This is a genomic window from Leifsonia sp. NPDC058194, assembly GCF_042883605.1.
Taxonomy (GTDB): Bacteria; Actinomycetota; Actinomycetes; order Actinomycetales; family Microbacteriaceae; genus Leifsonia.
Genome location: NZ_JBHVVL010000001.1, coordinates 1,186,658 through 1,213,351, shown reverse-complemented (window position 1 = coordinate 1,213,351; position 26,694 = coordinate 1,186,658). Strand labels below are relative to the sequence as shown.

The following is a 26,694-nucleotide window of genomic DNA, read 5'->3' as shown; positions in this document are numbered from 1 at the left end:
CACGATAGGATGGCGGGATGGATCCCGAGACGAACGGACTGCATCAGTGCGATGCCGCCGTCAGCCTCGCCTTCTCGATCCTGGGCAAGCGCTGGAACGGGATGATCATCGACGCCCTCGGCGGAGGCCCCACGACCTTCACCGGCCTGAGCAGGACGGTCACGGGCATCAGCGATGCGGTGCTCGCCGACCGGCTCGCCGAGCTGGCCGAGGCGCAGCTCGTGACGCGCACCGTCGATCCCGGGCCGCCGGTCGCCGTCACCTACGCACTCACGCCCGGCGGCGAGAAGCTCCTCCCCGTGCTCGGACAGCTGGGCGCCTGGGCGTCCGCCAACCTCGTGGCGGACACGGGCTCCTGACCACGCTCAGCCGCGGCGCCGGGCGTGCGGCAGCAGCTCCGCCGCGCCGTAGCTGTTGTCGTCGGGGTTGAGCGTCGTCCCCGGGGCGACGAGCGCGTCGATGCGGTCGAGCACGTCGGCCGACAGGGTCACCTCGGCCGCGGGGAGGTACGACTCGAGCTGCTCCATCGTGCGCGGCCCGACGATCGCTGATGTCACGGCCGGATGGGTGAGGACGAACGCGATCGCGAGCTCGATGAGGGTGAGCCCCGACTCCTCGGCGAGGACGGCCAGCCCCTCCACGATCTCGAGCTTGCGCTGGTTCGCGGGGCTGCTCAGGTCGAACCGTGCACTCGGCCGGGCGGACGAGGTGGGTGCGGAAGCCGCGTCCTTGCGCCAGCGGCCGGAGAGCCAGCCGCCCGACAGCGGGCTGTAGGTGAGCGAGCCCATCCCGTGCCGCTGGATGGTCGGCAGCACGTCCTCCTCGATGCCGCGGACCAGGATCGAGTACGGCGGCTGCTCGGTGACGAACCGCTCCAGGTTGCGCTCGCGCGACGCCCACTGGGCCTCGACGATCTGCGATCCGGAGTACGACGACGACCCGATGTACCGGACCTTGCCCTGGCGGACGAGGTCGGTGAGCGCACCCAGCGTCTCCTCCACATCCGTGTCCACGCTGGGGCGGTGCACCTGGTAGAGGTCGATGTGGTCGGTGCGCAGCCGCCGGAGGGAGTCCTCGACCTCGCGCATGATCCACCGGCGCGAGCCTCCCCGCCGGTTGGGGTCGTCCCCCATGGGCATGAAGAACTTGGTGGCGAGGAAGACGTCGTCACGGCGCCCCTGGAGCGCTTCGCCGACGATCTCCTCGGACGCGCCTCCCGAATAGACGTCGGCCGTGTCGACGAAGTCGATGCCCGCATCCAGCGCGCGGTGGATGATGCGGATCGAGTCGGCGCGATCGTCGTTGCCCCAGGGGCCGAACATCATCGCGCCGAGGCAGAGCGGGCTGACCTGCACGCCGGTGCGGCCGAGGGTGCGGTGCTGCATGGGGGTCCTTCTCTCCGGACGGTCGGGCGCGGATCGCCCGTGATCTCCACGCTAGGAGCCGGTCCCGTGCGCAGGGAGGGCGCGTCAGTGCCTCCCTCGGCTGCGGCCCGCGGCGTAGGGTCGGCGCATGGCCCACACCGACGATGTGCGGGAGTTCCTCACCTCCCGCCGCGCGAAGATCACCCCCGAGCAGGCCGGGCTGCCGGCTTACGGCGGCAACCGCCGCGTCTCCGGGTTGCGCCGCGAAGAGGTCGCGATGCTCGCCGGCATGAGCGTCGACTACTACACGCGGATCGAGCGCGGCAACCTGTCGGGAGCCTCCGACAGCGTCCTCGAGGCCCTCGCGCGCGCCCTGCAGCTGGACGACGCCGAGACGGCCCACCTGTACGACCTGGCCCGCGCGGCGACCGCCGCACCGCGGGTGCGGCGCAAGCGCAGCCCGACGACCGTGCGGCCGGGGCTCCAGCGCGTCATCGACGCGATCGAGACCGCCCCCGCGTGGATCCGGAACGATCGCGGGGACGTCCTCGCCGCCAACCAGCTCGGTCGGGCGCTCTACATCGACCTCCTGGCCGAAACCGTGCAGCCGCCGAACAACTCCCGCTTCACGTTCCTCAACCCGAAGGCGCGCGAGTTCTACGCGAACTGGGAGCAGGCCGCCGACGACATCGTGGCGATCCTCCGCTCGGCCGCGGGCCGCAACCCCTTCGACCGCGACCTGACCGACCTCATCGGCGAGCTGAGCACGCGCAGCGAGGAGTTCCGCATCCGCTGGGCGCGGCACGACGTGCGCTACCACCGCACCGGACGCAAGCGGGTGCACCACCCGATCGTCGGCGACCTCGACCTCGCCTTCGAGGCGTTCGAGCTGCCGGGCGAGCCGGGCCTGCGGATGAACGTCTACACGGCGGACCCGGGCACCCCCTCCGAGGATGCGCTCAAGCTGCTCGCCAGCTGGGCGGCGACCCAGGAGCAGGCGACGGCTGCGGAGGCGCCGGAGCGCTAGAACCCCATCAGCGCGACCGCCGTGCAGGCGAGCCACGTGAGCATCCCGACGTAGATGAGGCGCTCGGCGAGGCCGAAGACCGGGCGGAGCGCCCGGGTCGCCGCGGCGAGGATGGTGAGGGCGCTCGCCACCGTCATGACCCAGCCGCAGGCCGTCGCGATGGGTGCGGCCGCGGTGAGGCCGTCGGTCGAACCGAAGGCGATGCCCACCATGAAACCGCCGACCGACGCGGCGGCGAAGGCTCCGAACGCCAGCAGGTTGTGCGCGCGGCCGGTGGAGGTGGTGGGTGCACCCCCGGCGTCCATCGGCACCCAGCTGATCACGCCGCGCGCCACAGCGAGCACGATCAGCGCCGCGACGGCGGGCGTCGCCGCGGTGACACCGCTGCCCGCCAGCGCGATGGCGAGCGCCGCGGCCGCGACGGCCGTCCCCAGGGTCTGAACGCGGTAGAGGACGCTGAAGCGCGAGATGCCGTAGGCGCTCACCGGGTCGCGCAGCGGCGACAGGCCCGTCGGCGCGAGATGGAGCACGACGAGGGCTCCGAGCGTGACCGCGACGCCGGCGAAGGCCAGGACGGTGAGGACGGCGAGCACGGGCTGCCTCTCAGGCGGGGGCGACGGGGGTCGCGTAGCCCGACGGCGGCACGATCGGAGTGTGCTTCGGGGCCCAGCGCGAGCCGTCCCAGGCGAGGATCCCGTACCAGACGGGCGTGATCAGGATCGCGAGCAGGTAGAAGACCCCGGGCTTGCCGAAGCCCGACTGGATCCTGACGCCCGCGATGATGAGGAACACCAGGTAGACGAGGGTCCCGACGACCGGGATGAGCCCGATCAGCACCAGCCAGCCCCGCTGGCCGCCGAGCTGGAGCACCCGCCACGTGTTGAAGAACGGCACCCACGCGGGCCACGCCTTCAGCCCCGCCTTGCGGAAGATCCCCATCAGCGCGAAGCCGTAGAAGAGGTAGAACACGAGCCCGCTGACGCCCGACCACGCGTAGGCGACGCTCATGTCCGTCGTCGTCACTGCATCCACCGGATCCCCCACCCCCGGGCGTGCCGCGTGCGCGCCCTCCCGACCAGTATGTCGGAGCCCGGGCGTGTCGCGTGGAGACCGGGCGACCGCGTGTCAGGCGGAGAGGACCGTCTGCAGCCAGCCGCGGGCACGTGCCATCAGCTCGATGGCCGGCGCTGTCTCGCGCGCCCAGTTCTCGAAGCCGTGCGGTGCTCCCGGGACGACGTCGAGCTGCACGGGCACCCCGGCACCCGTCAACCGGCGTGCGTAGTCGACGTCCTCGTCGTGGAAGAGCTCGATGTCGCCGACCGCGATGAAGGCGGGCGGGAGTCCGCTGAGATCCGCCCGCCGGGCTGCGGCCGCGTAGGGCGGCAGGTGCTCCACCCCCGGCTCCTGGGCGAGATAGCTCCGCCAGCTGTAGCGGTTGGCCCGGTTGTTCCAGATCCAGTGATCGGTCTCGTCCTTCGAGGGGTCGGCCGCGGTGCGATCGTCGATCATCGGCGCGAAGAGCCACTGCCCGATCGGCTGGACGCCGCCCTCGTCGGCCAGCCGCTGCACCAGCGACGCCGCGAGCCCGCCGCCGGCGCTCTCGCCCCCGGCGACGACGCGGTGGGGTCGGATCGCGAGCTCGCCCGCGTGCGCCTGGACGGCCCTCCACGCCGCGTGCACGTCGTCCAGAGGCTCCGGGAAGTGGTGCTCGGGCGCGAAGCGGTACCGCGCGGAGACGACCGTGATGCCGAGGTCGGCCGCCGTCTGAGCGCACAGTGCCTCATCCTGACGCGGATTGCCGAAGACCAGCCCGCCGCCGTGGATCCAGAAGAGGCCGGCGTCGCTGCGGTGCGCCGCCGGGCGGTACACGCGGAGCCTGACCCCGCCGACATTCTCGTCGGCGACGACGACGCCGTCGACGCGGGAGGAGGGGAGGAAGCGCGTCGCCGTGCGGATCAGCGTCCGCGTCAGGCGCTTGGAGGCGTCGGGGGCGGGAAGCCTGCGCGTCGCCTCCCGGAGCGCCGGGTCGACCAGCTCGATGTCCATTGCTCGGTATCGTCGCAGCATGACCCTCGCATCGCCCTCCACGACCCGCCGCCCCTTCGATCTGACCGGCTCCCGCGCCCTCGTGACCGCGGCGAGCCGCGGGCTGGGCCGCGAGATCGCCCTCGAACTCGCCGGCCAGGGGGCCGACGTCGTCCTCGGCGTGCGCGACCCCGACGGATCCGCCGGGCTCGTCGACGAGCTCGCCGCCCTCGGCGTCCGCGCGACGGCGATCAGGATGGACGTCCTCGACCTCGACGCCAGCAGGGCCGCCATCGACGCCGTCACGGCCGAGCTCGGCCCCATCGACATCCTCGTCAACAACGCAGGCGGCGGCATCGACGCACCCGCCCTGGAGATCACCGAGGACGACTTCGAGCGGGTCTGGAACCTCAACACGCGCTCCACCTTCTTCCTCTCCCAGCACCTCGCGAAGAGCATGCGGACCACCGGCGGCGGCGCGATCGTGAACGTCGCGTCGCAGGCCGGACTCGTCGCGCTGCCCGGTGAGGCGTCCTACTGCGCGGCCAAGGCCGCCGTCGTGCACCTCACCCGCTGCCTGGCGGTGGAGTGGGGACAGTACGGGATCCGCGTGAACGCGGTCGCGCCCACCTTCATCGAGACGGACGGCACCGCGGCGGCCCTCTCCGACGACGGCTTCCGCGCCGACACCATCGAGCGCATCGCCGCGCTGCACCGCATCGGCGTGCCCGCCGAGGTCTCGGGCGCCGTCGCGTTCCTGGCCTCGCCCGCGGCCTCCCTCGTCACCGGCCAGACGCTCGCGATCGACGGAGGCTGGACCGCGCGGTAGCCTCGCCACGTGAGCAACCGTCCGGACGATCCCACCCCGCCGCGCCGTTCGAGCCTGCTGCGGCGACGGGGCCCGGCGGGCAAGCCGCTCGCGGTCGTGGACGAGGACGACGTGCATCTCACCCGGTACGTCACGGGCGGTCGCCCGGCGCCCGCACCCGCGGACGACTCGGTCGCCGACGGCCTCCGCTTCGCCGGGGCCGCACCCGGCCGGATGACCATGTCGCTCTACCCCGCCCCCACGGAGTCGGGGATCCGGGAGCTGGCGGACGCCTGGCAGCTGCATCCCCTGCTGGTGGAGGATCTGCTCCACGCCGGGCAGCGCCCGAAGCTCGACCGGTACGGCGACGTGCTCTTCCTCGTCGTGCGCTCCGCCCGGTACATCGATGAGAGCGAGGAGGTCGACTTCGCCGAGTTCCACATGCTCGTGCGCCCGGGCGCCGTCGTCGTGCTCTGCCAGGACCGCCGCTGGATCGACGGGACCGCCGGCGCGAGCTTCGACGAGGCCGAGATCGAGAACTCCGCCCGCCCCGAGCGCACCCTGCTCTCGGACGAGCACCTGCTCCGGCTCGGACCAGAAGCGGTGGTCTACCGCCTGCTGGACGCGATCGTCGACGGCTACGCACCGGTGCTCCAGGGGCTCGCCATCGACAAGGAGCAGATCGAGCGCCAGGTGTTCAGCGGCGACGCGGCGGCCGCCGAGCGCATCTACCGGCTCAGCCAGGAGGTCATCGACCTCCAGCATTCGACATCGGCGCTGTCGGAGGTGCTCGACGCGTTGACCGGCGGCTTCGCCAAGTACGACATCCCGGACGAGCTCCAGGCCTACCTCAACGACGTCTCCGACCACCTCACCCGCGTCAACACCCGTGTGACCGAGCTGCGGGACGCCCTCTCGCAGATCGTCGGCGTGAACTCGACCCTGGTCGCTCAGCGGCAGAACGAGGACATGAAGAAGATCTCGGGCTGGGCCGCCATCCTCTTCGCCCCGACGCTGATCGCCGCCGTCTACGGGATGAACTTCGACGTCATGCCCGAGCTTCACTGGGCCTTCGGGTATCCGCTCGCCATCCTCCTGATGGTCGCGTTCGCCGCGCTGCTGTACTGGATTTTCAAACGCAGCAAGTGGATGTAGGCCCGCTGCGCCCGGCCGCGCATCGTGGTAGATCTACGGGAGGACGAAAGATCGGATACGCCGTGGCCAGAGAGACCCGCCGGTTCGCCGAAGGCGACGCCGAGCCCGCGCAGGGCCCCTTCGTGCTCGATCTCGAGCGTGTGCAGTTCTCGCCGTACTTCTCGCGCCTGTCGGCGGTGACGCAGGTCATCTCGCCGTCGACGGCGGGGGCGCCGGTGCACAACCGGCTGACCCACACGCTGAAGGTCGCCTCGGTCGCCCGCTCGATCGCGGACGGCATCGGGACGACCGCGGCCGGACCGTGCGACCCGAACGTCGTCGAGGCGGCGGCCTGCGCTCACGACCTCGGGCATCCGCCGTTCGGGCACCTCGGCGAGGCGGTGCTCAACCGCATCGCCCGCGACGAGCTCGGCCTGACCGACGGGTTCGAGGGGAACGCGCAGACCTACCGCATCATCGCGTCGCTGGATGTCGTGGAGCACTCTCCGAGCGGGCTCGACCTCACGGCCGCCACCCGGGCGGCGATCGCGAAGTACCCGTGGTCGCCGCGGGCCGACGCGCGGGAGCTGCACCACGCGGACGGGGTGCCGCGCGGCATCCACCGGGCCGGGGCCGACTACGACGTGTTCAAGTACTCGACCTACTTCGTCGACGAGGCCGACCTCGACGAGGCGCGCGGGCAGGTCGGCGCCCGGCCGCTGCGGCAGACGGTGGAGGGCGCCGTCATGGACATCGCCGACGACATCGCCTACTCGGTGCACGACATCGACGACTTCTACCGCGCCGGCGTGCTCGACCACGCCTCGGTCACGGCCGAGTTCCACGGCTGGCTGGACGACGTGCCGACCTGGGCGTCGGCCGACGGCCGCGACCTCGCAGCCAGCTCGGCGCCCGGCGCGGCACTCGAGCGCCTCCGACGCAAGATCGACCGCGACGACCCCTGGATCGCGACCGACGACGCCTTCTACGACGCGGTCTGGGCGGTCAACGCCGAGCTGGTCGACGCCCTCCTGCTGCGACCGTTCGACGGTTCGCTCGCACTCGAACGCGAGCTGGCGGCGTTCACCGGCCGGTGGATCCGCTCGTTCGTGGAGTCCGTCGGCGTCACCGAGGTGGGCTCGCTGCGGACCGGGCCCGTCAGTCTGGGCACCGCCGCGTGGCACCGGGTCGAGATCCTGAAGTTCCTGCACCGGCAGTTCGTGCTCAGCCGCCCGGACCTGGCCATCCAGCAGCGCGGTCTGAGCACGGTGATCTCGCGGACCGTCCGCTCGCTGATCGAGTGGATGGAGGACGAGCGCGACCGCCAGCGCGTCCCCCGCAGGCTGCGCGAACTGATCGAGCTCGCCCACGAGGACTACGCGGCCATGGACCAGGCCCGCTACCGTGCGATCGCCGCCTGGCGCCCGGTCGACGACCTCGCGCGCGGGCGCGGCGTGATCGACTACGTCGCGTCGCTCTCGGACGCGCAGGCGGCCGACCTCTCCGACGCGCTCTCCGGGCGCGGAGACCGCATCTGGTCCATCGGGCACCGGGTCTGACGCCCCTGGCGGGGCGGATGCCGCAGTAGGTAGATTGCGACCACCAGCCGTTCCGCGAGAGGACCCGACGTTGAGCGATCAGACCGAGACGGCGACAGCCGCGTACTTCTATTACTACCCCCTGGTCGAGAACCTGCGGCAAGTGCAGCGGTACGTCACCACCGGGGTGGGGTCGAACCCGGCGGCGCCGTTCAACGCGTTCTCGCACGCCCGCAAGCTCGCGGGACCCGAGGACACCTTCGTCACCATCAACAACGACACCGTGTACTCGATGGCACAGCTCGACCTCTCCGGCGGGCCCCTGCGGCTGGAGGTCCCGGATGTCGGCGAGCGCTACTACGTCCTCCAGTTCGTCGACGCGTGGACGAACAACATCGCCTACATCGGCACCCGGGCCACGGGCAACGCAGCGGGCGCCTTCCTGATCGTTCCGCCGGGATGGGAGGGCTCCTCCGAGCTGCCCGTCGTCCGAGCATCCACCGACATCGTGTCGATCGTCGGCCGATTCGCCTGCGTGGGCCCGGACGACATCCCCGCCGTCGTCGCGCTGCAGGACGCGGTGCGACTCGAACGCCTCGAACCGGAGCGCGCGCTCGCCGGCATCCCGCATCCTGCCGCTGATCCTCGTGATGAGGCCGCCGTGTTCTGGGCGGAAGCGCGCGAATGGTCGGCCGTCTTCCCGGCCCCCGCTGCCGAGAGCGGGTACGCGGAGCGATTTCGGCCGCTGTGGGCGGACGACGCTGCGGACGCACGTGCCGCCGGATACGCGGCAGGGACCGCCGGGCTCGAAGAGGCGACGAAGGGCGGTCACGCCCCGGTGTTCGACGGCTGGACGGTCGGACTGCACACGTTCGACTACAACACCTACGCTCTCGGGCTCGGCACTATCGACGAGCCCGAGTGGACGATCCCGGACGAGAAGGAGCGCATCCTCGTCCGCGCGATCGCGTGCCGGCTCGGTCTCTGGGGCAACCACGCCTACGAAGCGGTGTACGCCCAGGCCTTCACCGACATCGACGGCGCGCCCCTGACCGGCGATGCCACCTATACGATCACCCTGCCCTCGCCGCCCCCGGTCGGCGCGTTCTGGTCGATCACGCTCTACGACATCCCGAGCTACTACCTGGTCGACAACCCCATCGACCGGTACTCGCTCGGCGACCGCACCGCTGGGATCCGTCACGACGACGACGGCTCGCTCACGATCACGATCGCGCGCGACGAGCCCGTCGGCGCCACGGCGCGCGCGAACTGGCTGCCGGCACCGGATGCGGCGTTCCGGCTCGTCTTCCGCCTCTACGTGCCTGGCGAGGCGATCCTCGATGGTGAATGGTCGTACCCGCGGATACGGCGGGCCGCATCCGCGAACGGTACTGCGGTCTAACGGGCCGGTCGGGCCGGGCGACGGCCGCGCCCGAAGCCGGGCGGGTTCGACAGCGAGATCACACCGGTGCCCTGGGCTCCGCGGGTGAAGACGACCCACCGTTCACCCTCGCCGGTCTCGAGCACCCACTGTCGATCGGATCGCGGGTCCCGGGTCCACGCGCGCTCGAGGTCGTCGGCGGAGCCTCCCGTCGCCGTCTTCCACGCGTCGAGGAGCTCGCGCGGCACGGCGGCGGCGATCTCCGCCGCTCCGGAGACGACCTGCGACCCGCCGTGCGGGCCGCCGTGCTGGCCGCTCTCCCGCCGTGTTCGACCCGGGACGGCGGGACCGGGTGCGGGCACGGGGGCAGGGGCAGGAGCAGGAACAGGAACAGGTGCGGGCGCAGGAGCAGGTGCGGGCTCAGGAGCGGGTGCGGGCGGCCGTTGCGTCGCGGGCTCCCCCACGGCGGACGACGACGCCTCCTCGCCGGCGCTCTCCTCCTCGCCGTCGCCCGCATCCTCGTCCGGCGACGCCAGCGCGGTCGCGAGCTGTTCGTGGAGATCCGCGATCTGCTCGAGCACCGTGTCGGTGTCGCGGGCCGTCAGCAGGTAGATCATGACGGCGAAGAAGAGCGCCCAGAGCGTCGCGACGAGCCCGACGACCGTAGTCGGGCTCCCGTCGCCCCCGAACAGCACGACGACGACGGTGACGATCACGCCCGCGACGAAGGTCACCACCGTCACGCGCCCGGGGAACTTGGCCAGATGGTCCAGCACCCAGTGATACAGCCGGGAGTCGCGCGTGGACGGGCCGTCGGTGACGACGACCTGGTCGTCGAAGGAGGCGCTCATACGCAGGACGTTACCCCCGCGCCGGCCGAACGCCGCGACGCCCGCCGATTGCGACACGCCCGGGATGCAGCGGCACGGAACCCCGGAGGCCGTCCGGACATTCCTTGATGAGAGCGAGCCGAGAGGGAACGCCGGCCTCGCTCGCGGCGCCCTCGACGGGGGTCCGGCCCGATGTGGCCGGGGCGCCGCCGCGCGACCGCGGGCCGATTCGGGGGGATCGGCCCGCGGCTCCGGCCCGCGCCGACGGCGATGTGAGATCGTGTCGGGATGGCCTCCCCGCAGTCGTTGAGCGAGTACGAGCGCCGCATCGTGGCGGTGTGGGCGGCGGACTGCGCCGAGCACGTCCTGCCCCTGTTCGAGGCGGAGGCGCCGGAGGACGACCGCGCCCGCGACGCGATCGAGCGCACGCGGGCGTTCTCGCGCGGCGAGCTGGATGCGGCGGGCGAGGTCCGGCGCCGCTTCGTCGCGGGACGTGCGGCGGGCAGCGCGGACTCGACGGCCGCGGTGGCCGCCGCCCGAGCCGCCGCTCAGGCCGCCGGCGTCGCCCACATGGGAGCGCACGCGCTCGGCGCCGCCGCGTACGCGGCCAAGGCGGCAGCGGAGGCGAGCCCGGGCGACCCCGATGCCCTCGACGCGGAGATCCGCTGGCAGCTCGACCGGCTGCAGCCGGAGGCACGCGCGGCGCTCGCACACCTCCCGGCACTCGGATCGGACCCGGCAGGACCATTGGGGTCCGGGCTGCTCGCGACCGGGATCCTCGGAGCCGTCATCGCGCGGCTGCAGACGGAGATCGGCGCCGGGCGGAGCTGACCCCGGGCCTCCGCCGACGGTCGCTCAGACCAGCGCCCGCGCGGCCTCCCGGTGCCCGGCGAACACGCGCGCTGCCGCGAGGTTCCAGAGTCCCGCGAACAGCAGCGCTCCGCCGACGCCGTTGAGCACGGCGCCGACGACGTCGGAGCCGTAGTGCACCCCGAGGTACAGCCGCGACCAGGCCACCACGACGACGAAGACCACGCCGAGCACGAGCACGACGGCACGCGCGGCGGGACGGCGGCAGGCCAGGACGAGCGTGGTCGCCAGGGCGGTCGCGAACACGACGTGGCCGCTCGGGTAGCTCAGCGTCGCCGGGCTGACGTGGAGGATGTGGGTCAGCCCCGCGGTGGAGGGCCGCGGTTCGGCGACGATCGCCTTGACGACGAGGGTGGTGATCCATCCCAGGCCCGTCACGGCGCACACGCCGAGCGCGAGCCTCCACCCGCGCACGAACAGGAGCACGACGAACACGACGGCCAGGATCGCCGCGACCACGACCGGTCGGTCGAGCCCGTCCAGCAGCAGCGCGACCTGATCGAAAGCGGGGGAGTTCAGCCGGTTGAGCGCATCGTCGAGACCGGCGAAACGGAGCGCAGGGGCGGCCTTGGCCGCGAACCCCAGCGCGAAGGTCGCGGCGAAGAGCACCACCGCCCACACGATCCAATGGCGGGGGATGCGCAGCAGAGCGGTGTTCACGTCAGGTCCCTTCGACGGCTTCTCGATCGTGACAGTCAAGCGGAGCGCTGCTGAGGAACCTCTAAGGACGTCGCCCGGGTGCCTGAGGATTCGCGAGGACGCGCGGAGAGCACGGCGACGCAGACCAGGATCGCGGCGAACAGCACGAGGCTCACCGGCCCCGTCCCGAGCCCCAGCCCGCCGAGCGCTGGCGACCGCGAGAACCAATCGGCGAAGGAGGCCCCGAACGGGCGGGTGAGCACGTACGACGACCAGAAGGCGGCGGTCGCGCCCATCCCCCACCACCGGTAGGCGACGCCCGGGATCGCGAACAGCACGCCGAACAGGATGCCCGCCGCCAGGAAGCCGAGGCCGAACGTCACCGCCGTGAGATCGCCCACCGCCGTGCCGAGCGCGAAGGTCGCCAGCACCGCGCACCAGTAGAAGAGCTCCCGTGCGCGGGTGTCGATGCGGTGCACGGAGAGCGTGCGCTGCGTGCGCCACCAGAGCACGAACACGACGGCGAGCGCGATCGCGAACCCGGCGGTCGAGACGAGGTAGGGCACGCCGAGCTGCACATGCAGGACGTCGGCGACCATGGTCCCGAAGACGGCGACCATCGACACGGCCAGCCAGTAGATCCACGGGATGTAGCGGCGCACGGTGAGTTGGAGGACGAGCGCGCCGGCGAAGACCAGGGAGGTCAGGCCGACCACCAGATACGGGTCGAACGTTTTGACGAGGAAGTCGGACGCCGTCTCGCCCATCGCCGTGGTGAGCAGCTTGGTCACCCAGAAGAGCGCGGTCACCTCGGGTACTTTGTTGCGCAGCATGGTCGCATCCTGGACGAGGGGTTCCCAGAATTCTCTGAGATGGAGGGGCGCGCTTCCTCCGAGGTGCCCGATCCTCAGAGGAGTCTGGGAGCGTCTCCGCCAGACTGGAGGCCCGAGCGGCAGGAGGTGGGGCGGATGGCGACAGCGAAGCTGCGCGTGCTCCTGATCGAGGACGACCCCCGGCTCGGACCACTCATCGAGCAGGTGCTGGCCGAGGTCTACGAGGTGACGCGCGTCGTGGACGGCGACGCGGGGCTCGCCGCCGGGCTGGCCGGCGACTACGACGCGCTGGTGGTGGACCGCCGCCTCCCGGGGCTGAGCGGCACGGAGGTGGTGACGGCCCTGCGGGAGCGGCGGGTGGTCGCGCCCATCCTGATGCTCACGGCCCTCGGGGCGGTCGGCGACCGGGTGGAGGGGCTCGATGCCGGCGCCAACGACTACCTGGTGAAGCCGTTCGAGTTCGACGAGCTTCTCGCCCGGCTGCGGGCCCTGACGCGCACCTTCACCGGCGAGGGCAAGGAGCTGCCGATCGGCGGCTGGCGGTTCCACCCCGAGAGCCGTGCCATCTACTCGCCGTACGAGGGCCGCATCCTGCTGACCGATCGCGAGAGCGCCCTGCTGCGGCTGCTGGCGGAGAATCCACTGCGCACGTTCTCGCGGCGCCAGATCCTCGCGGCGGTGTTCGAGGCCGACGAGCAGGACGGCACCGTCGACACGTATGTCCACTACGTGCGCCGCAAGACGGATCAGGACATCATCACGACCGTCCGCGGCCAAGGCTACCGATTGGGCCAGCTGTGACGGGGCGCCGCCCGGCGGACCGCGCCGGACAGGACGCCGATCTGCGGGAGGTGCGTGCCGCCTCCCGGTCGGTGGGTCTGCAGCTCGCGATCGCGTCGGGCGCCCTCGTCGTCGCCGCCATCGGGGTGGCGTTCTTCTTCGTGCTCGACCAGCTGCGGCCGGCGGAGGTGAACGAGGCGCCGAAGCCCGGCGAGCACAAGATCTACATCGACACGACCGAGGCGATGATCGCGTTCGTGGTCGTCGGCCTGCTCGCCGTGGCGATCGCCGGCGTGCTCAGCATGGTCGTGACGCGGCGGGCCGTGCGCCCGCTCGGCAGGGCCCTGCAGCTGCAGCGGGACTTCGTGGCGGATGCGAGCCACGAGCTGCGGACTCCGCTCGCCGTGCTCGACGCCCGACTGCAGGTGCTGCAACGCGGGCTGGCCGACGACGACCCGTCGACGGCGACGGTCGCCGAGCTGCGTGCCGACACCCGCACGCTGATCGACGTCGTGAACGACCTCCTGCTCGCCGCCGACCCGGAGCGGGAGGCGGCGGTCGCGCCGTCCCCGCTGGCCGATCACGTCGAGCGCGCCGTCGACTCGCTGCAGGTGCTCGCCCACGATGCGGCGGTGGAGCTCGTGCTCGAGACGGAGCGCGACGTGCTGACGACGATCCCTCCGGCGAGCCTGCAGCGCTGTGCGACCGCGCTCGTCGACAACGCTCTGGCCCACTCCCCCGCGGGCGGCCGGGTGACCGTCGCCGTGCGTCGCGACGGCGCGAGCGCGGTGCTCGTCGTCGCCGACCAGGGGCCGGGCATCACCGGGATCGATCCGGCCCGCATCTTCGACCGCTTCGCCCATTCCCAGCCCGAGTCGCCCCGGCGCACGGGCGCCGGCTTCGGGATCGGCCTCGCCCTCGTGCGCGAGATCGCCGCCCGGCACGGCGGCACCGTGGTGGTGGAGGCCACCGGGCCGGAGGGGACCGTGCTGGCGATGCGGGTCCCGGCGGCCTGACCGCCGCAGGACCCGCACCCGGTGACCCGCACCCGGCGTCCCGCACCCGGCGTCAGTCGAGCCCGACCTGCCTCGACGGCGCGTCGACCGAGAGCGTCCGCGACCGTCCACGTCGGGACGAGGTGAGGAACACGACAAGGGCGACGATCGCCAGCAGGAAGAGCACGCTGGTCACGATCGTGCCCAGCCCCAGTCCACCGGAGTCCACCGGCTGGGAGAGCAGGTCGCCCAGCGACGCACCGAGGGGACGCGTGAGCACGTAGGCGATCCAGAACGCGACGACCGCGTTCAGCCGGAACACGAAATGAGCCACCGCGACGAGGGCGATGGCCCCCGCGAACACCCCGACCGAGGCCAGGTAGCCGAGGTTCAGCTGCTCGGCCAGCAGGTCGCCGGCGGCGGTGCCCAGCGCGAAGGTGAAGAGGATCGCGAGCCAGTAGAACGCCTCCCGCCGCGGCGTCACGATCTCGTGGATGGAGAGCGTGCGCTCCACCGCGAACCACACGGCGAAAGTGGCGATGAGCGCGACGGCGAAGACGGTCGTGGAGACGGCGAGCGGCACGCCGAGCCCGTCCGTCAGATTGTCGGTGATGAGCGTGCCCACCACGCTGATCAGCACCACCGTCAGCCAGTAGAGCCAGGGGACGTACCGGCGGCTGCGGAACTGCAGCGCGAGCACGACGAGGAAGAGCGCGGCCATCACGATGGAGGTGAGCTGCGTCCCCAGGTGCAGGCTGGTGGCGAGCAGATCGGCGGCGGTCTCGCCGACGGTCGTGGCGAGGACTTTGATCGTCCAGAACGACGGTGTCGGCTCCGGCACCTTGTTGGCGCGGAGGCGGTTCGGCTCGGTCACGGGGATCCCTTCGGTCGATCGGGTCGGACCCGTCGAACGCTACGAGGCGCGTCCCCAGCCGCCGCTAAGAATCGGCACGCGCCCGGCGGCGCAGCACGACGACCCGCACGAGCACCGGGACGACGGAGACGACCACGATGCCGATCAGCACGAGATCGAGGTACTGGGCGACGAAGTCCGCGACGCCCGGGATGTGCCCGAGCCCGTAGCCGAGGAGGATGACGGCCGTCGCCCAGACCGCGGCGCCGACGACGTTGAAGACGGTGAAGAGCGTCCAGTGCATCCGGCCGACGCCGGCGGCGACCGGCGCGAAAGTGCGCACCACCGGCACGAAGCGGGCGACGGTGACGGCGGCGCCGCCGAAGCGGTCGAAGAAGCGCTGGGTGCGTTCCACGCTCGCGCGGCTGAAGAAGCCGGACTCCCGGCGCTCGAACACGGCCGGGCCGGTGCGCCTCCCGATCGCGTAGCCGACCTGATCGCCCACGACAGCGGCCGCGATCACGGCCACGATCACGACCCAGAGCGGCTCGGAGAAGTGTCCCGTGAGCGTGAGCACCCCGGTGAAGAAGAGGAGGGTGTCCCCCGGCAGGAAGAACCCGATCAGGAGGCCGGTCTCGACGAAGACGATCGCGCACACTCCCAGCAGTGCCCAGGGGCCTGCGGCCTGGATGATGCCCTGCGGGTCGATGAGTCCCAGATGAGTCATGGGCCCAGTCAATCCGCGCCGTCCCCAGAAACCTCCAAGAGGGCGGCCCTCAGCCGTCGAGACTCGTCAGGGCAGGCGGCCGAAGGCGGCGCTGTGCAGCACCGACCCTCCTGCGGTCGTGGTTGCGAGCAGGGCATCCGCCTCGGCACGATCGAACCGGCCGATGGTGCACGCACCGATCTTCTGGTGCTGCGCGACGAGGAGCATGCTCTGGATCAGCTGCCCGGCCTCCAGCATCAGGAACCGCTGGGCGTCGGGGCCGAAGTGCTGCTCGGCGGCGTAGCCCTCGCCGACGGCGAAGACATGCGCGGCCTCGGTCTCGGCGATGGCGCGGTTGGCGAGAGTGCGGGTCAGCCACTCGCGCGGGGCGATGTCCAGGCCGAGAGGGGAGAGCGCGTGGCCCCTCGCGTCGTACCGGTAGAAGGCGGGCGGCACCCCCTCGACCGCGCACGCGGCGACCACGCACGCGACCGGATAGGCGCGTCCCGGCGACGGCGTGCCCCGGCCGAAGAGCTCCGTGACGCCCGCCGACTCGTTGAGCAGCGTGCCCAGCGCGGTGAGGGACAGCGCCCCGGGGGCGAACGCGTGCTGCGACCGCCGCTCGCGCAGCGCGGTGACGACGCTGACCCCGGAGGCCGGGTAGTACAGCTCGGGCGAGGGGAGGGGGATGGTTCGCACGGTCGTCACGACCCCAGTCAAGCCGTGCCGCGCGACCACTGCGCCCGCGTGTCCCGGAACTATCCCCGCGCACGACGAAGCGCCCGGCACGGGTCCGGGCGCTTCGTCGTTTCGGTCAGCTCAGGGTCACTGGGCCGGCGGCATCAGCACGGAGTCGATGAGGTACACCGTGGCGTTGGCGGTGTGGACGCCTCCGCAGATGACGTTGGCGTCGTTGACCTTGATCGAGTCGCCCGAGCCGGTCACCGTGACGTCGCCGCCCTCGACCGTCTTGTGGGTGCCATCGATGTCAGACGGGGAGATCTGGCCGGGGACCACGTGGTACGTGAGGATCTTGCTGAGCGTTGCGGCGCCCGCGTCGGTCTTCAGGGTGTCGATGGTCGCGGAGTCGATCTTCGCGAAGGCGCTGTCGACCGGGGCGAAGACGGTGAACTCGCCGCCGTTCAGGGTGTCGACCAGGTTCACCTTGGGGTTGAGCTTGCCGGAGACGGCAGCGACCAGGGTGGTGAGGAGCGGGTTGTTGGAGGCGGCGGTCGCCACCGGGTCCTGCGACATGCCGGCGACGGAGCCGGCACCGCTCGGGACCTGCTTGGCGTAGGCGGCGCAGCCGGAGCCAACGAGGTCGGCGGCCGGGTCGGCGGTCGCGGAGGCGGACGGCGTCGTCATCGACGAGCCCGAGGACGAGGTCGAGGACGAGCCCGTGCTCGAGCCGGACGAACATCCGGTGAGGGCGAGGGCGAGGGCCGCGACCGTTCCCGCCACGGCGAGTGAGATCTTGGAAGTGCGCATTGTGAGACTCCTTCGTGCAGTGATGTGACGTACTTCGACGTGCTTGCTACGACGGGGCTTCGGAGCCTCGCTCACGATCGGATTGGACGGATCCGAAGCCAATCCGATCGGCGCGCCTCCGCCGAACGCAGGGCATGTACCTGACACTCGCGCTGATCGGATTCCTCGGCGGCCTCATCACGGGGATCTCCCCCTGCATCCTTCCCGTGCTGCCGGTGATCTTCTTCTCCGGCGGCGCGCAGAGCGACCGGGCGGCGGGCGCATCCCGCTGGCGGCCGTACCAGGTGATCCTGGGCCTGGTGGTGTCGTTCAGCGTGTTCACGCTCCTCGGCTCCCTCCTCCTCGCGCTGCTGCACCTCCCGCAGGACGTGCTCCGCTATGCGGGCATCGTCGTGCTGGTGCTGATCGGCATCGGCCTGATCGTGCCGAAGTTCGAGGAGTACCTCGAGAAGCCGTTCTCGTGGATCCCGCAGCGCAACGTCGGCACCGACCGGGGCGGGTTCGTGCTCGGCATCGCCCTCGGCGCGGTCTACGTGCCGTGCGCGGGACCGGTGCTCGCGGCCATCACGGTCGCCGGTTCGACCGGCAGGATCGGCGTCGAGACGATCGTGCTGACGCTGGCGTTCGCGATCGGCGCGGCCATCCCGCTGCTGATCTTCGCGCTCGCCGGCCGGCGCGTCTCGGAGCGGGTGAAGGGGTTCCGCAAGCACCAGAAGGGCATCCGCATCACGGGCGGCGTGCTCATGGTGGCGCTGGCGGTCGGGCTGTTCTTCAACATCCCGCAGGCGCTGCAGCGGCTCATCCCCGACTACACGTCGGCGTTGCAGGACAACTTCTCGTCGTCCGACCAGGTGAGTCAGGCGCTGAACCTCGGCGGTCTGGTCAACGACCAGAACAAGGACCTCTCGAAGTGCAGCAACGACGCCTCCACGCTGCAGTCGTGCGGCACGGCTCCCGACATCACGGGCATCCAGCAGTGGTTCAACACGCCCGGCAACAAGCCGATCGCGCTGGATCAGGAGAAGGGCAAGGTCGTGCTGATCGACTTCTGGGCGTACTCCTGCATCAACTGCGAGCGCTCCATCCCGCACGTCGTCGCATGGGAGAAGGCGTACAAGGCGGCGGGCCTGCAGATCATCGGCATCCACTCCCCCGAGTACGCGTTCGAGAAGGTGCCTGCCAACGTGGAGTCCGCCGCGAAGGGCTTCGGGATCACCTACCCCGTCGCGATCGACAACAACCTCTCGACGTGGACCAACTACCGCAACCGCTACTGGCCGGCCCACTACCTGATCGACGCGAAGGGCACCGTGCGCAACGTGCAGTTCGGCGAGGGCAACTACGCCCAGACCGAGTCGCTCATCCGGCAGCTGCTGCAGCAGGCCAACCCGTCGGTGAAGCTGCCGGCCCCGACCGAGGTCGCCGACTCGACCCCGCAGGTCAGCAAGATCACGCCGGAGAGCTACCTCGGCTACACCAAGGTGCGCAACTACGACGGCCCCGAGAAGTACACCAGCGGCACGCAGACGTTCAGCCTTCCGGCGAAGCAGAACGCGAACACCTTCGCGCTGGACGGCGGCTGGAACGTCGGGACGCAGTCCATCACCCCGTCGGCCGGACCGGCGACCATCCGCCTCTCGTACACGGCGAAAGTGGTGCAGATGGTCCTTTCGGGAACCGGAGACGTCACCGTCGAACGGGACGGCAAGAAGCAGACGGTCCATGTCTCGGGAGTGCCGAACGCGCGACAGCTGCTGTCGACGAAGGACACGGGCTCCGGGACGCTGACCGTGACGGTGCCGGCCGGAGTGACCGCCTACTCCTTCACCTTCGGATAAACCGGCGCCTCCGCGACCGAGCGGTCAGGCGATGGACGGCAGGCCGCTGAGGTCCAGCAGTTCGCGCCGGGCCTGCGGATCCGCCAGCAGGAGCAGCACCTCCGACACGGGGACGATCGCCCCGTAGCGGTTGCCGCCTCGCCGGTCGAGGACCGCCGTGGCGAGCTCGCGGAGCTCGCGCACGGCGGCCATCTCGCGGTCCAGCGGTCCGAGCCGGAGGGAGGCGGCCCGACGCCACCAGGTGCTCCGGCTCCACTCCCGCTGCCGCTGCTCGAGGGCGACGACGACTCGCTCGGCCTCGGCCGGGAGGGCGGGGAGCACCCACGCGTACGGGCGCTCCCCCTCCCCCGCCGAGGTCTCCGTCGCGGCGTCCGCGGAGTGCTCGAGCACTCCGACGGCGGTCGCGCTCCGGTCGTGAGTCGTCGCCTCCATCACTCGGCCGTCCCTCCCCGCGTGCGGCGGATGCGGCGGCTGACGACGTACCCGCCCGCCGCCAGCAGCGCGCCGGCGAGCACGAGCCAGGCGCCGACCGTCGCCGCCGTCTGCGCGCCGTGCGCGTCGGAGCCGGTGTCGGCCAGCCCGTTCCACGTGCCGCCCTGCGCGGGAGCGGTGCCGTGGTCGACCGGGAGGGCGTCGAGCACGGTGAACGCCACCCGGACGCTCACCCCGCCGGCCGTCGCCTCGATCTCGTGCGCTCCACTGGCCGCACCGGCCGGGACCACGAGGGCGGCGGTGAAGACGCCCTGACCGTTCACAGTGGCCGTGCCGAGCGCGATCGGGTCGGAGTGGAGGGTGAACGACACGGTCTCACCGGCCGGGAAGTGGTCGCCGTAGGCGACCACCGTCGCGCCGCGCACCGCGGAACCCGCCGAGAGGCTCAGCGTGGCGTCCGCACCGGGCGCGACCGGGGCCGTGACGACGACCGAGGTCGTCGCGTCGGTCTGCGACGTATCACCGCGCGCCGTCACCGGATAGGTGGCGTCGGCCGCGCCCTCCGGGATCGTGACGGTGGCGCTGACGGCGCCGGACCCGTCGGCCGTCGTCGCCACCGGGGCGGCCGGCGTCGTGCCGAGGGTGACCGTCACCGGCTCGCCCGGGGCGAACCCGTGCCCGGTGATGGCGACGTCCGCTCCCGGCAGGAAGGTGCCGGCTACGGCGTCGAGCACCGGCTGGTAGGCCTGCTCGACGTGGACCGTGGTCGTGACGACCGCGCTCTTCAGCCCGTCGTCGACCGTGACCGACACCGTGTGGTCACCGGCGGCGACGTAGGTGTGGGTTCCCGCGATCGTCGCCGGGTCCGTCCCGGCGCCTGGGGTGACCGTCGCGTCGGCGACCGGAGAGCCGTCGCCCCAGTTGACGCGCGCGGTGTAGGCGCCCCGGGCGCTCGGAGCCCCGCCCGTCGCCGTCGCCAGCGAGGCGGTGAACGCCACCCCGGTCTTCTGGGCGTCGAGCGCGGCCGCCGTGGCCGTCAGCGCCGGCAGCGCGGTGCGCACACCGTCGGAGGCGAAGGCGAACACGTGGATGCGGCCCGCCGATCCCGGGTCCCCGGTCTGCACCGGAAGCGTGATCGACTGCACCGTCTTGCCGGCCGGGATGCTGACCGGCGCGGTCGAGAAGATGCCAGCGGTCTGGCCGTCCGCCGCGCTCGATCCGCTCAGGCGCCCGGCCGACTTGCCGACCGAGATGCCGCCGTTGATCGGGCTGTTCGCCGCGCCCACCCAGTCGCCGTAGTCGATCGCCAGCGGCGCGGTGCTGCCGTCGGTGAAGGTGATCGTCGCGGTGACGTGCTGCGCCGTCTGGGTCGCGGTGCCGATGACCGACAGCTTCGTGGCGCCCTGGCCGAGGTCGACCCGGATCGTCTGGCCGTTGCCGGTCGCGTTGTCCGGCTGGCCGGCCGCCGCGGCAGGCAGGTCGAAGGTGAGCGCGGTGCCGGGCACCGTCACCGTCGTGCCCTGCACGAACCCGGTGTTCTTCAGCAGGGCGCGGTTGAAGGCCCACGCCTTCGCGTCGCAGTTCGCGCCCACTCCCGCATCGCCGATGCAGGTGCTGTCGAAGGAGCCGACGAGGGTGTTGTCCCTGCTGACCGAGACCGGCACGTCGGCGCTGACCTGCGAGGTGCCGTCGCCCGCCGTGACGGTGACGGTGTACTCGCCGACCGCGTCGAACGCGTGCGGCGCGGTGATCGCCCAGGTGCCGAGCGGGGTCTTCGAGACGGTGGCCGGCTTCGGGCCGGACCCGTCGTGGAAGTCGGCGGTCACCGTGAGATCGGTCGCGTCCTTCGCCGCGCCGCCGGAGACGGTCGCGAGCGTCGCCCCGACCGAGGCCCCGACGGACGCCTTCACACCCTCAGCAGGCGTGATGGCCAGGTCGCCCACCGTGCCGGGCGTCGCGAGCAGCTCGAGCTCGGCCAGCGACGCGGGAGCGCCGGTGGTCGTCGCGTCGATCGTCAGGCGGTAGTGCGTGAACGATCCGGGATGCGCGAGCTCGAACGGCCGCGTCTGGGTCGCCCACGTGAACGTCTGGTCCGTGCGGGTGTCCAGCGGCATCCAGCTGGCGCCGTCGGAGGAGCCCTCCAGGTGCCAGGCGGTGGGGACCGCGCCGGTGGCCGGCGAGGTCAGCGTGTACCCGCTCACCGAGACCGAACCGCTGGCCGACGTCCACTGGATGGCGGGCGTCGCCGTCGCGAAGGTGGTGACGCTGCGCGAGTTGTCGTCCGTCAGCGAGCCGATCAGGCTGCCGTCGGAGACGGTCGTCGTGCCGTAGCCGGTCTTCGTGACGTCCGTCGCCGGAGTCGGGACGGGCGTCGAGCTGGTGTGCGCACCCCACGAGGTCGGAGTGGCGCTCATCGTGAAGTCGACCGTGCCTCCCGTGCTCAGGATGTCGTGCGGCAGCGCGGCCGTGTCGAGCGCCGTGCCGTTCAGCTTCGCCGAGGCGACGTAGACGTTCTTGTCGCTGTTGTTCGGCGCGTTGACCACCAGGGACTTGCCGCCCGCGAGGTGCACGGTCGCCTTGGTGAAGAGGGGCGAACCGATCGTGTAGTCACCGCTGCCGAGCTGGAGCGGGTAGAAGCCGAGGGCCGAGAAGATGTACCACGACGACATCTCGCCGTTGTCCTCGTCGCCCAGGTAGCCCTGGCCGATCTCGCTGCCCACGTACAGGCGCTTCTGCACCTCGCGCACGACCGCCTGGGTCTTGCTCGGCGCACCGGCCGCCGCGTACAGATACGGGATGTGGTGCGAGGGCTGGTTGCTCATCCCGAGCTGGCCCATGCGCACTGCGCGGGCCTCGATCATCTCGTGGATGGAGCCGCCGCCGCCGTCCTCGGGCGTCGCGAAGAACTGGTCGAGCTTGTCCACGAGACCCTGCGAGCCGCCGTAGAGCGAGGCGAGGCCGTCGACGTCGAACGGCGCGTGGAAGGCGAAGTTCCAGGCGTTCGTCTCGGTGTACGGGCCCCACCAGGTCTTCGGGTCGAAGCTCGCGTCGCCCGAGACCGCGCCGGAGGCGGTCTTCGGCCGGAAGAAGCCGGTCGCCGGGTCGAACATCTGGACGTAGTTGGTGGCGCGGTCGAGGAAGTACGTCGACTCCTCCTTCAGCTGCTCGCGCCGGGCGTCCGGGGTGGCCGGGTCCTCCGCGAGCTTCGCCGCCATCTGGCCGATGCCGTGGTCGTTGATGTAGCCCTCGAGCCCCCACGAGACGCTCTCGCCCTGCGAGTCGGGCGTGTAGCCGAGGAAGATCGACGTGTCGAGCGACTTGCGGCCGACGTTGTTCGACGGGGCCAGCACGGTCGCGTTCTTGACGGCCGCGTCGTACGCGTCGAGCGCGACCGCTGTGGAGACCGAGCCGTTGATGTAGGCGTCGGCGAACGCGACGTCGGAGCTCGTGCCGGTCATGATGTCGGAGTAGCCCGGCGACGACCACCGGGAGACCCAGCCGCCCTCGCGGTACTGCTGCACGAAGCCGTCGACCAGCTCGTCGGTCAGCTTCGGGTAGAGCAGGGAGTAGAGCGGCCAGACCGTCCGGTAGGTGTCCCAGAATCCGTTGTTGACGTAGATCTTGCCGTCGACGACCTTGGCGTTCGTCGCGGTGTCGGTGGCGCTGCCGGTCTGCGGTGCGACGGGGCTGGCGTGCTTGTAGACCGGGGCCCCGGCGGTGCCGGTGTTCTCGAACTGCGAGTTCGGGTAGAGGTTCATGCGGTAGAGGTTCGAGTACAGGGTGGTCAGCTGGTTGGCCGTCGCACCCTCCACGTCGATCACGCCGAGGCGGTCGTTCCAGGCGTTCGCGGCCGCCGTGTTCACGTCGTCGAAGCTCTTGCCGGTGACCTCCAGGTCGAGGTTCTTCTTCGCCTGCGCGGCGGAGATGAAAGAGGTCGCGAGACGCAGCTGCACCGTCTCGCCCGCGGTGGTCGAGAAGGCCGCGTAGCGGGCGCCGGTGCGGCTGCCCGCGGCGGTGCCGACCGCGCTCGGGGTCTTGTCGAAGGCGCCCGAGACGAACATCCGGCTGACACCGCTGCCGCTGCCGCCGTCGGTCCAGCCCGAGACGGTGCCGTCGGCGGCGACGCTGAGCGAGGAGGATCCGCCGACGCGGTCGACGATCACGCTGCCGGTGGTGCCGGGGAACTGGAAGCGGAAGATGCCGCCGTGGTCGGTCGGAGTGACCTCGGTGACCAGGTTGTTCTGGAACTTGACGCTGTAGAGGTCGGGCCGGGCGATCTCGTCGGAGTGACTGAACGCCAGCTGCCTGTTGGTCAGGTCGCCGTTCGGAGTGCTCGAGGTCGACGGCATGATGCCGAGCTGATCGCGGTCGCCCATCCAGATGCTCGGCTCGTGCGAGATGCCGATGGCCTGCAGGGTGGGGAGGTTGTCCGAGTTGTTGGCGCGCTGGTACTCGTAGAGCGTGCCCTGGCTGCCGCCGTTGGTGAACGGGGTGAAGAAGTTGAAGCCGTTGGGCCAGGCGGTCGCCGGGATGTTCGTCCCGCGCGAGAAGGACGAGCTGGACAGCGTGCCCCGGCGGGTGTCGACGAGCTTCACCTTGCTGGAGGCGTCGGCGGCCGGGGCGGCGTCGCCGATGCGCACGTCGTCGATCCAGCCCGAGAAGACGGTGCTCGCGCTGCCGGTCGGGTAGTCGTAGCTGAGCAGCACCTTCTGCACCGTGCGGCCGGCCAGGCTGGAGAGGTCGATCTGGATGTTGTTCCACTCGTTCTCGAACAGCGACTTCTGCTCGCCGTGCGCGCGGGCCGTCACGCCGAAGCCGTTGGCGTCGGTGAGGTTCTGCTTGCTCGACAGCGTGGTCCCGTCGTCCAGCACGAGGTCGATGGCGACCCACGACGACGGCACGGCGAGGTCGGTGCCGCGATCGGGGAAGACCAGGTACGAGAGCTCGGTCTTCGCGCCGATGGTCGCGCCGACGCCGTCGTAGAGCAGGCTCGTCGCCGCGGCGGCGCCGTCGGCGAGGTGCTTGCCGCCGTAGCGGAGCGCATGGGTGCCGTTGAAGCCGGCGCCCGCCTTGGCGTTGTAGCCGTTGGTCGGGCCCGAACCGACGACCGAGAGCATCGGGGTCGCGCCCGGGGTGGCGTCGCGGAGATCCCAGTCGGCCAGCTGGAGGTACGCGTCGCCGCTGTTGAGCGTGACCGTGAACCGGTACTGCGAGAACGTGGCCGGGGTCGCCAGGTGGTACGTGTTCGTCGTCTGGCGGTCGGTGAAGGTCTGGCCGGTCTGCGCGTCGACCGGGCTCCAGGTGCTGCCGTCGTTCGAGCCCTCGACCGTGAAGTTCTTCGGGTCGCGGCCGGGGGAGTCGTTGCCGGAGGTGAGCGCGTAGTCGGTCACCAGCGTCGGCTTGGCGAACGTGTAGACCACCCAGCCGGTCGCCGCCTTGGCGAGCCACTTGGTGGTGGAGTTGTTGTCGGTCAGCTTGACCGCGGCCTCCCCCGGCGCGTTCTCGGCCGAGGCGGTGACGCCGGCGATGTAGGCCGACTGGCTGCCCGTCGGCGACTTGCCGGTGACGTTGGTCTGCGTGCCGTAGGGGACGCTCGCGAGCGGCTGCGGGTCGGCGGTCTCGAACGACGAGAGGAACGGCGTGGACGCGGCCGCTGCGGGCAGCGCCGCGAGGCCGGCACCGGAGCCGACGAGGGCGACGGCGGCCGCGACGGCCGCGGTGCGGAGAAGGGAGCGGCGGGCGCGATGCGCAGACCGGTTGTGCGAAATGCGGAGCATTCTGGCTGGACTCCTGGCTGGTGAAGGAACGATCGAACTCTGGTGACCCCGCATGTGACAGCGCTGTCACTGGTAGATTTTGTCCTACGCTGTCACCGCGGTCAAGCACGAATTTCCGACACCCGGTCCGTGCGGCGCATCCAGCTGGACGAGGAAGGCGACGCCCATGGCCACGGACCCCTCCGGTGCGACCTCCCCGAAGCACTCGTCCGAACGCCCGCATTCCGCGCCGACACTGGCCCAGGTGGCCGAGCGCGCCGGCGTGAGCCTGAAGACCGCCTCCCGCGCCGTCAACGGCGAACCGCGCGTCGCCGAGGCGACCCGCGAGCGCGTGCTCGACGCCGCGCATCAGCTCGGCTTCCAGCTCAACCGGGCGGCCAGCCTCCTGGCCCGCGGGCTCACCTCGAACCTGGTCGGCCTCATCACCGGCGACCTCGCCAACCCGTTCTACTCGGCCGTCGCGAAGGGCGTGGAGCAGGAACTGCGATCGCACGGCATTCAGCTCACCGTGGCCAGCTCGGACGAGGAGCCGGCCCGCGAGCGCGGACTGATCGGCGAGTTCGTCGACCGCCAGGTGCGCGGGCTCATCCTCGTCTCCACCATCACCGACCACAGCGACCTGTCGGCCGTGCAGTCCCGAGGCATCCCCGTCGTCTTCGTCGACCGCCCCGGCGTCGGGATCGACGCCGACTCGGTGCTCCTCGACAACCGCCGCGGCGCGCGGGATGCGGTCGAGCACCTCATCGCCGCGGGCCACACCTCGATCGGCTTCGTCGGCGACCTCTCCCGCCTCGAGACGCACCGGGAGCGCTTCGCGGGCTTCGAGGACGCCATGGGCGCGGCCTCCCTCGACGCGACACGGTGGGTCCGCCACGACGCACACGACGTCACGGCGGCCCTGGAGGAGGTGCGCGCCCTGCTGACCCAGCCGGACCCGCCCACCGCCCTCTTCACCAGCAACAACCGCATCACGATCGGCGCCCTGCGCGCCATGATCGAGCTCGACGCCTGGCCGGCACTGGTCGGCTTCGACGACTTCGAGCTCGCCGACGTGCTCGGCGTGACCGTGATCGCCCACGATCCCGTCGAGATGGGACGCACCGCCGCCCGTCTCGCCCTCGGCGCCATGGACCGCCGCCACGAGGGCCCCTCCGGCATCGTGCTGCCGACCCGTCTCGTGCAGCGCGGCTCGGGGGAGCGGCTCCCGCGCAGCTGAGGGGCGCGGGGCGTGGGTGTCGGGGGCGGTCGCCGGTCGCGTGCGCCTGGGTTTTGCGGCGCGTCGCAGGCCCGCTCGTGATCCAGTGGTCACGACACGCCGCCGCGCAGGCCCGCTCGCGATCTACTGGTCACGACACGCCGCGCGAACACGTGCA

At 71.5% G+C, this 26,694-nt stretch carries 24 protein-coding genes; 11 read left to right on the top strand and 13 right to left on the bottom strand.

Translation table 11 applies throughout. From position 1 onward, the window contains the following. Window positions 1-17: 17 nt before the first annotated feature. On the top strand, window positions 18-359 hold the full coding sequence (locus tag ACFVU2_RS05915) for a winged helix-turn-helix transcriptional regulator (RefSeq protein WP_387872076.1): 342 nt from the start codon (window positions 18-20) through the stop codon (window positions 357-359). 6 nt (window positions 360-365) lie between these two features. On the opposite strand, the gene ACFVU2_RS05910 is transcribed toward ACFVU2_RS05915, so the two are convergent. After that, window positions 366-1,385: an aldo/keto reductase gene (locus tag ACFVU2_RS05910; RefSeq protein WP_387872074.1), complete on the bottom strand. Its 1,020-nt coding sequence runs from the start codon at window positions 1,383-1,385 to the stop codon at window positions 366-368. A gap of 127 nt (window positions 1,386-1,512) precedes the next feature. Between ACFVU2_RS05910 and ACFVU2_RS05905 the strand changes: the two genes are divergently transcribed. Continuing rightward, the gene (locus tag ACFVU2_RS05905; RefSeq protein ID WP_387872072.1) at window positions 1,513-2,391 is read left to right on the top strand and encodes a helix-turn-helix transcriptional regulator; all 879 of its coding nucleotides are present in this window, start codon (window positions 1,513-1,515) and stop codon (window positions 2,389-2,391) included. Here ACFVU2_RS05905 and ACFVU2_RS05900 read toward each other — a convergent pair. The 3 genes from ACFVU2_RS05900 to ACFVU2_RS05890 form a co-directional block, all read right to left on the bottom strand. After that, window positions 2,388-2,984: a DUF998 domain-containing protein gene (locus tag ACFVU2_RS05900; RefSeq protein ID WP_387872070.1), complete on the bottom strand. Its 597-nt coding sequence runs from the start codon at window positions 2,982-2,984 to the stop codon at window positions 2,388-2,390. The two genes, ACFVU2_RS05905 and ACFVU2_RS05900, sit on opposite strands and share 4 nt — an antisense overlap. 10 nt (window positions 2,985-2,994) lie before the next feature. Then, window positions 2,995-3,414, bottom strand: coding sequence for a DUF5684 domain-containing protein (locus tag ACFVU2_RS05895; protein ID WP_387872068.1), 420 nt, complete (start codon window positions 3,412-3,414; stop codon window positions 2,995-2,997). Between the two features lie 102 nt (window positions 3,415-3,516). After that, a complete protein-coding gene (locus tag ACFVU2_RS05890) occupies window positions 3,517-4,437 on the bottom strand; it encodes an alpha/beta hydrolase (RefSeq protein ID WP_387872066.1) in 921 nt (306 codons plus the stop codon). Window positions 4,438-4,456: 19 nt separating this feature from the next. On the opposite strand from ACFVU2_RS05890, the gene ACFVU2_RS05885 reads away from it, so the two are divergent. The 4 genes from ACFVU2_RS05885 to ACFVU2_RS05870 all read left to right on the top strand — a co-directional run bounded on the left by ACFVU2_RS05885 (window position 4,457) and on the right by ACFVU2_RS05870 (window position 9,301). Continuing rightward, the gene (locus ACFVU2_RS05885) at window positions 4,457-5,245 is read left to right on the top strand and encodes an SDR family NAD(P)-dependent oxidoreductase (protein WP_387872064.1); all 789 of its coding nucleotides are present in this window, start codon (window positions 4,457-4,459) and stop codon (window positions 5,243-5,245) included. Between the two features lie 9 nt (window positions 5,246-5,254). Beyond that, window positions 5,255-6,379, top strand: a complete 1,125-nt coding sequence (locus ACFVU2_RS05880; RefSeq protein WP_387872063.1) for a magnesium and cobalt transport protein CorA — start codon at window positions 5,255-5,257, stop codon at window positions 6,377-6,379. Between the two features lie 62 nt (window positions 6,380-6,441). Next, window positions 6,442-7,917 carry a deoxyguanosinetriphosphate triphosphohydrolase family protein gene (locus tag ACFVU2_RS05875; protein ID WP_387872062.1) on the top strand — a complete coding sequence of 492 codons (1,476 nt, stop codon included), beginning with the start codon at window positions 6,442-6,444 and terminating at the stop codon, window positions 7,915-7,917. A 70-nt stretch (window positions 7,918-7,987) separates the two neighbouring features. Then, window positions 7,988-9,301: a DUF1254 domain-containing protein gene (locus ACFVU2_RS05870; protein WP_387872061.1), complete on the top strand. Its 1,314-nt coding sequence runs from the start codon at window positions 7,988-7,990 to the stop codon at window positions 9,299-9,301. On the opposite strand, the gene ACFVU2_RS05865 is transcribed toward ACFVU2_RS05870, so the two are convergent. Next, window positions 9,298-10,131, bottom strand: a complete 834-nt coding sequence (locus ACFVU2_RS05865; RefSeq protein ID WP_387872059.1) for a hypothetical protein — start codon at window positions 10,129-10,131, stop codon at window positions 9,298-9,300. The genes ACFVU2_RS05870 and ACFVU2_RS05865 overlap by 4 nt on opposite strands. A gap of 267 nt (window positions 10,132-10,398) precedes the next feature. Between ACFVU2_RS05865 and ACFVU2_RS05860 the strand changes: the two genes are divergently transcribed. Further along, on the top strand, window positions 10,399-10,941 hold the full coding sequence (locus ACFVU2_RS05860) for a putative immunity protein (protein ID WP_387872057.1): 543 nt from the start codon (window positions 10,399-10,401) through the stop codon (window positions 10,939-10,941). 24 nt (window positions 10,942-10,965) lie between these two features. Here ACFVU2_RS05860 and ACFVU2_RS05855 read toward each other — a convergent pair whose 3' ends face one another. Together ACFVU2_RS05855 and ACFVU2_RS05850 are read right to left on the bottom strand one after the other, a co-directional pair. Beyond that, window positions 10,966-11,640 (bottom strand): phosphatase PAP2 family protein, encoded by a 675-nt coding sequence (locus tag ACFVU2_RS05855; protein ID WP_387872056.1) that lies wholly within the window; start codon window positions 11,638-11,640, stop codon window positions 10,966-10,968. 35 nt (window positions 11,641-11,675) lie between these two features. Next, a complete protein-coding gene (locus ACFVU2_RS05850) occupies window positions 11,676-12,452 on the bottom strand; it encodes a hypothetical protein (RefSeq protein ID WP_387872055.1) in 777 nt (258 codons plus the stop codon). A 135-nt stretch (window positions 12,453-12,587) separates the two neighbouring features. Here ACFVU2_RS05850 and ACFVU2_RS05845 point away from each other — a divergent pair, with 135 nt between their 5' ends. Together ACFVU2_RS05845 and ACFVU2_RS05840 are read left to right on the top strand one after the other, a co-directional pair. After that, on the top strand, window positions 12,588-13,253 hold the full coding sequence (locus ACFVU2_RS05845; RefSeq protein WP_387872054.1) for a response regulator transcription factor: 666 nt from the start codon (window positions 12,588-12,590) through the stop codon (window positions 13,251-13,253). Further along, a complete protein-coding gene (locus ACFVU2_RS05840; RefSeq protein ID WP_387872052.1) occupies window positions 13,250-14,248 on the top strand; it encodes a sensor histidine kinase in 999 nt (332 codons plus the stop codon). The genes ACFVU2_RS05845 and ACFVU2_RS05840 overlap by 4 nt, the downstream gene beginning before the upstream one ends. A 52-nt stretch (window positions 14,249-14,300) precedes the next feature. Here the strand turns inward: ACFVU2_RS05840 and ACFVU2_RS05835 are convergent, their stop codons facing one another. From ACFVU2_RS05835 to ACFVU2_RS05820, 4 genes are all read right to left on the bottom strand, one after another. Next, the gene (locus tag ACFVU2_RS05835) at window positions 14,301-15,101 is read right to left on the bottom strand and encodes a hypothetical protein (protein WP_387872050.1); all 801 of its coding nucleotides are present in this window, start codon (window positions 15,099-15,101) and stop codon (window positions 14,301-14,303) included. Window positions 15,102-15,165: 64 nt separating this feature from the next. Beyond that, window positions 15,166-15,807: a DedA family protein gene (locus ACFVU2_RS05830; protein ID WP_387872049.1), complete on the bottom strand. Its 642-nt coding sequence runs from the start codon at window positions 15,805-15,807 to the stop codon at window positions 15,166-15,168. 66 nt (window positions 15,808-15,873) lie between these two features. Next, entirely contained in the window at window positions 15,874-16,494 is a 621-nt protein-coding gene (locus tag ACFVU2_RS05825; RefSeq protein WP_387872047.1) for a SagB/ThcOx family dehydrogenase, read from the bottom strand. Window positions 16,495-16,611: 117 nt separating this feature from the next. Continuing rightward, the gene (locus ACFVU2_RS05820) at window positions 16,612-17,274 is read right to left on the bottom strand and encodes a fasciclin domain-containing protein (RefSeq protein WP_387872045.1); all 663 of its coding nucleotides are present in this window, start codon (window positions 17,272-17,274) and stop codon (window positions 16,612-16,614) included. A 134-nt stretch (window positions 17,275-17,408) separates the two neighbouring features. Between ACFVU2_RS05820 and ACFVU2_RS05815 the strand changes: the two genes are divergently transcribed. Beyond that, a complete protein-coding gene (locus ACFVU2_RS05815) occupies window positions 17,409-19,112 on the top strand; it encodes a cytochrome c biogenesis protein DipZ (RefSeq protein ID WP_387872043.1) in 1,704 nt (567 codons plus the stop codon). Window positions 19,113-19,136: 24 nt separating this feature from the next. Here ACFVU2_RS05815 and ACFVU2_RS05810 read toward each other — a convergent pair whose 3' ends face one another. Both ACFVU2_RS05810 and ACFVU2_RS05805 read right to left on the bottom strand, forming a co-directional pair. Continuing rightward, on the bottom strand, window positions 19,137-19,544 hold the full coding sequence (locus ACFVU2_RS05810; protein ID WP_387872041.1) for a hypothetical protein: 408 nt from the start codon (window positions 19,542-19,544) through the stop codon (window positions 19,137-19,139). Continuing rightward, window positions 19,544-25,321, bottom strand: a complete 5,778-nt coding sequence (locus ACFVU2_RS05805; RefSeq protein ID WP_387872040.1) for a GH92 family glycosyl hydrolase — start codon at window positions 25,319-25,321, stop codon at window positions 19,544-19,546. The genes ACFVU2_RS05810 and ACFVU2_RS05805 overlap by 1 nt, the downstream gene beginning before the upstream one ends. A gap of 166 nt (window positions 25,322-25,487) precedes the next feature. Here ACFVU2_RS05805 and ACFVU2_RS05800 point away from each other — a divergent pair, with 166 nt between their 5' ends. Further along, entirely contained in the window at window positions 25,488-26,537 is a 1,050-nt protein-coding gene (locus tag ACFVU2_RS05800) for a LacI family DNA-binding transcriptional regulator (RefSeq protein ID WP_387872038.1), read from the top strand. Window positions 26,538-26,694 lie beyond the last annotated feature (157 nt).

What these genes read in the sequence shown, in the direction of transcription:
- ACFVU2_RS05830 (WP_387872049.1), bottom strand. Translation starts at nt 15,807, where the DNA reads ATGACTCATCTGGGACTCATCGACCCGCAGGGCATCATCCAGGCCGCA.
- ACFVU2_RS05810 (WP_387872041.1), bottom strand. Translation starts at nt 19,544, where the DNA reads ATGGAGGCGACGACTCACGACCGGAGCGCGACCGCCGTCGGAGTGCTC.
- ACFVU2_RS05905 (WP_387872072.1), top strand. Translation starts at nt 1,513, where the DNA reads ATGGCCCACACCGACGATGTGCGGGAGTTCCTCACCTCCCGCCGCGCG.
- ACFVU2_RS05820 (WP_387872045.1), bottom strand. Translation starts at nt 17,274, where the DNA reads ATGCGCACTTCCAAGATCTCACTCGCCGTGGCGGGAACGGTCGCGGCC.
- ACFVU2_RS05845 (WP_387872054.1), top strand. Translation starts at nt 12,588, where the DNA reads ATGGCGACAGCGAAGCTGCGCGTGCTCCTGATCGAGGACGACCCCCGG.
- ACFVU2_RS05865 (WP_387872059.1), bottom strand. Translation starts at nt 10,131, where the DNA reads ATGAGCGCCTCCTTCGACGACCAGGTCGTCGTCACCGACGGCCCGTCC.
- ACFVU2_RS05890 (WP_387872066.1), bottom strand. Translation starts at nt 4,437, where the DNA reads ATGGACATCGAGCTGGTCGACCCGGCGCTCCGGGAGGCGACGCGCAGG.
- ACFVU2_RS05815 (WP_387872043.1), top strand. Translation starts at nt 17,409, where the DNA reads ATGTACCTGACACTCGCGCTGATCGGATTCCTCGGCGGCCTCATCACG.
- ACFVU2_RS05805 (WP_387872040.1), bottom strand. Translation starts at nt 25,321, where the DNA reads ATGCTCCGCATTTCGCACAACCGGTCTGCGCATCGCGCCCGCCGCTCC.
- ACFVU2_RS05910 (WP_387872074.1), bottom strand. Translation starts at nt 1,385, where the DNA reads ATGCAGCACCGCACCCTCGGCCGCACCGGCGTGCAGGTCAGCCCGCTC.
- ACFVU2_RS05915 (WP_387872076.1), top strand. Translation starts at nt 18, where the DNA reads ATGGATCCCGAGACGAACGGACTGCATCAGTGCGATGCCGCCGTCAGC.
- ACFVU2_RS05850 (WP_387872055.1), bottom strand. Translation starts at nt 12,452, where the DNA reads ATGCTGCGCAACAAAGTACCCGAGGTGACCGCGCTCTTCTGGGTGACC.
- ACFVU2_RS05885 (WP_387872064.1), top strand. Translation starts at nt 4,457, where the DNA reads ATGACCCTCGCATCGCCCTCCACGACCCGCCGCCCCTTCGATCTGACC.
- ACFVU2_RS05860 (WP_387872057.1), top strand. Translation starts at nt 10,399, where the DNA reads ATGGCCTCCCCGCAGTCGTTGAGCGAGTACGAGCGCCGCATCGTGGCG.
- ACFVU2_RS05800 (WP_387872038.1), top strand. Translation starts at nt 25,488, where the DNA reads ATGGCCACGGACCCCTCCGGTGCGACCTCCCCGAAGCACTCGTCCGAA.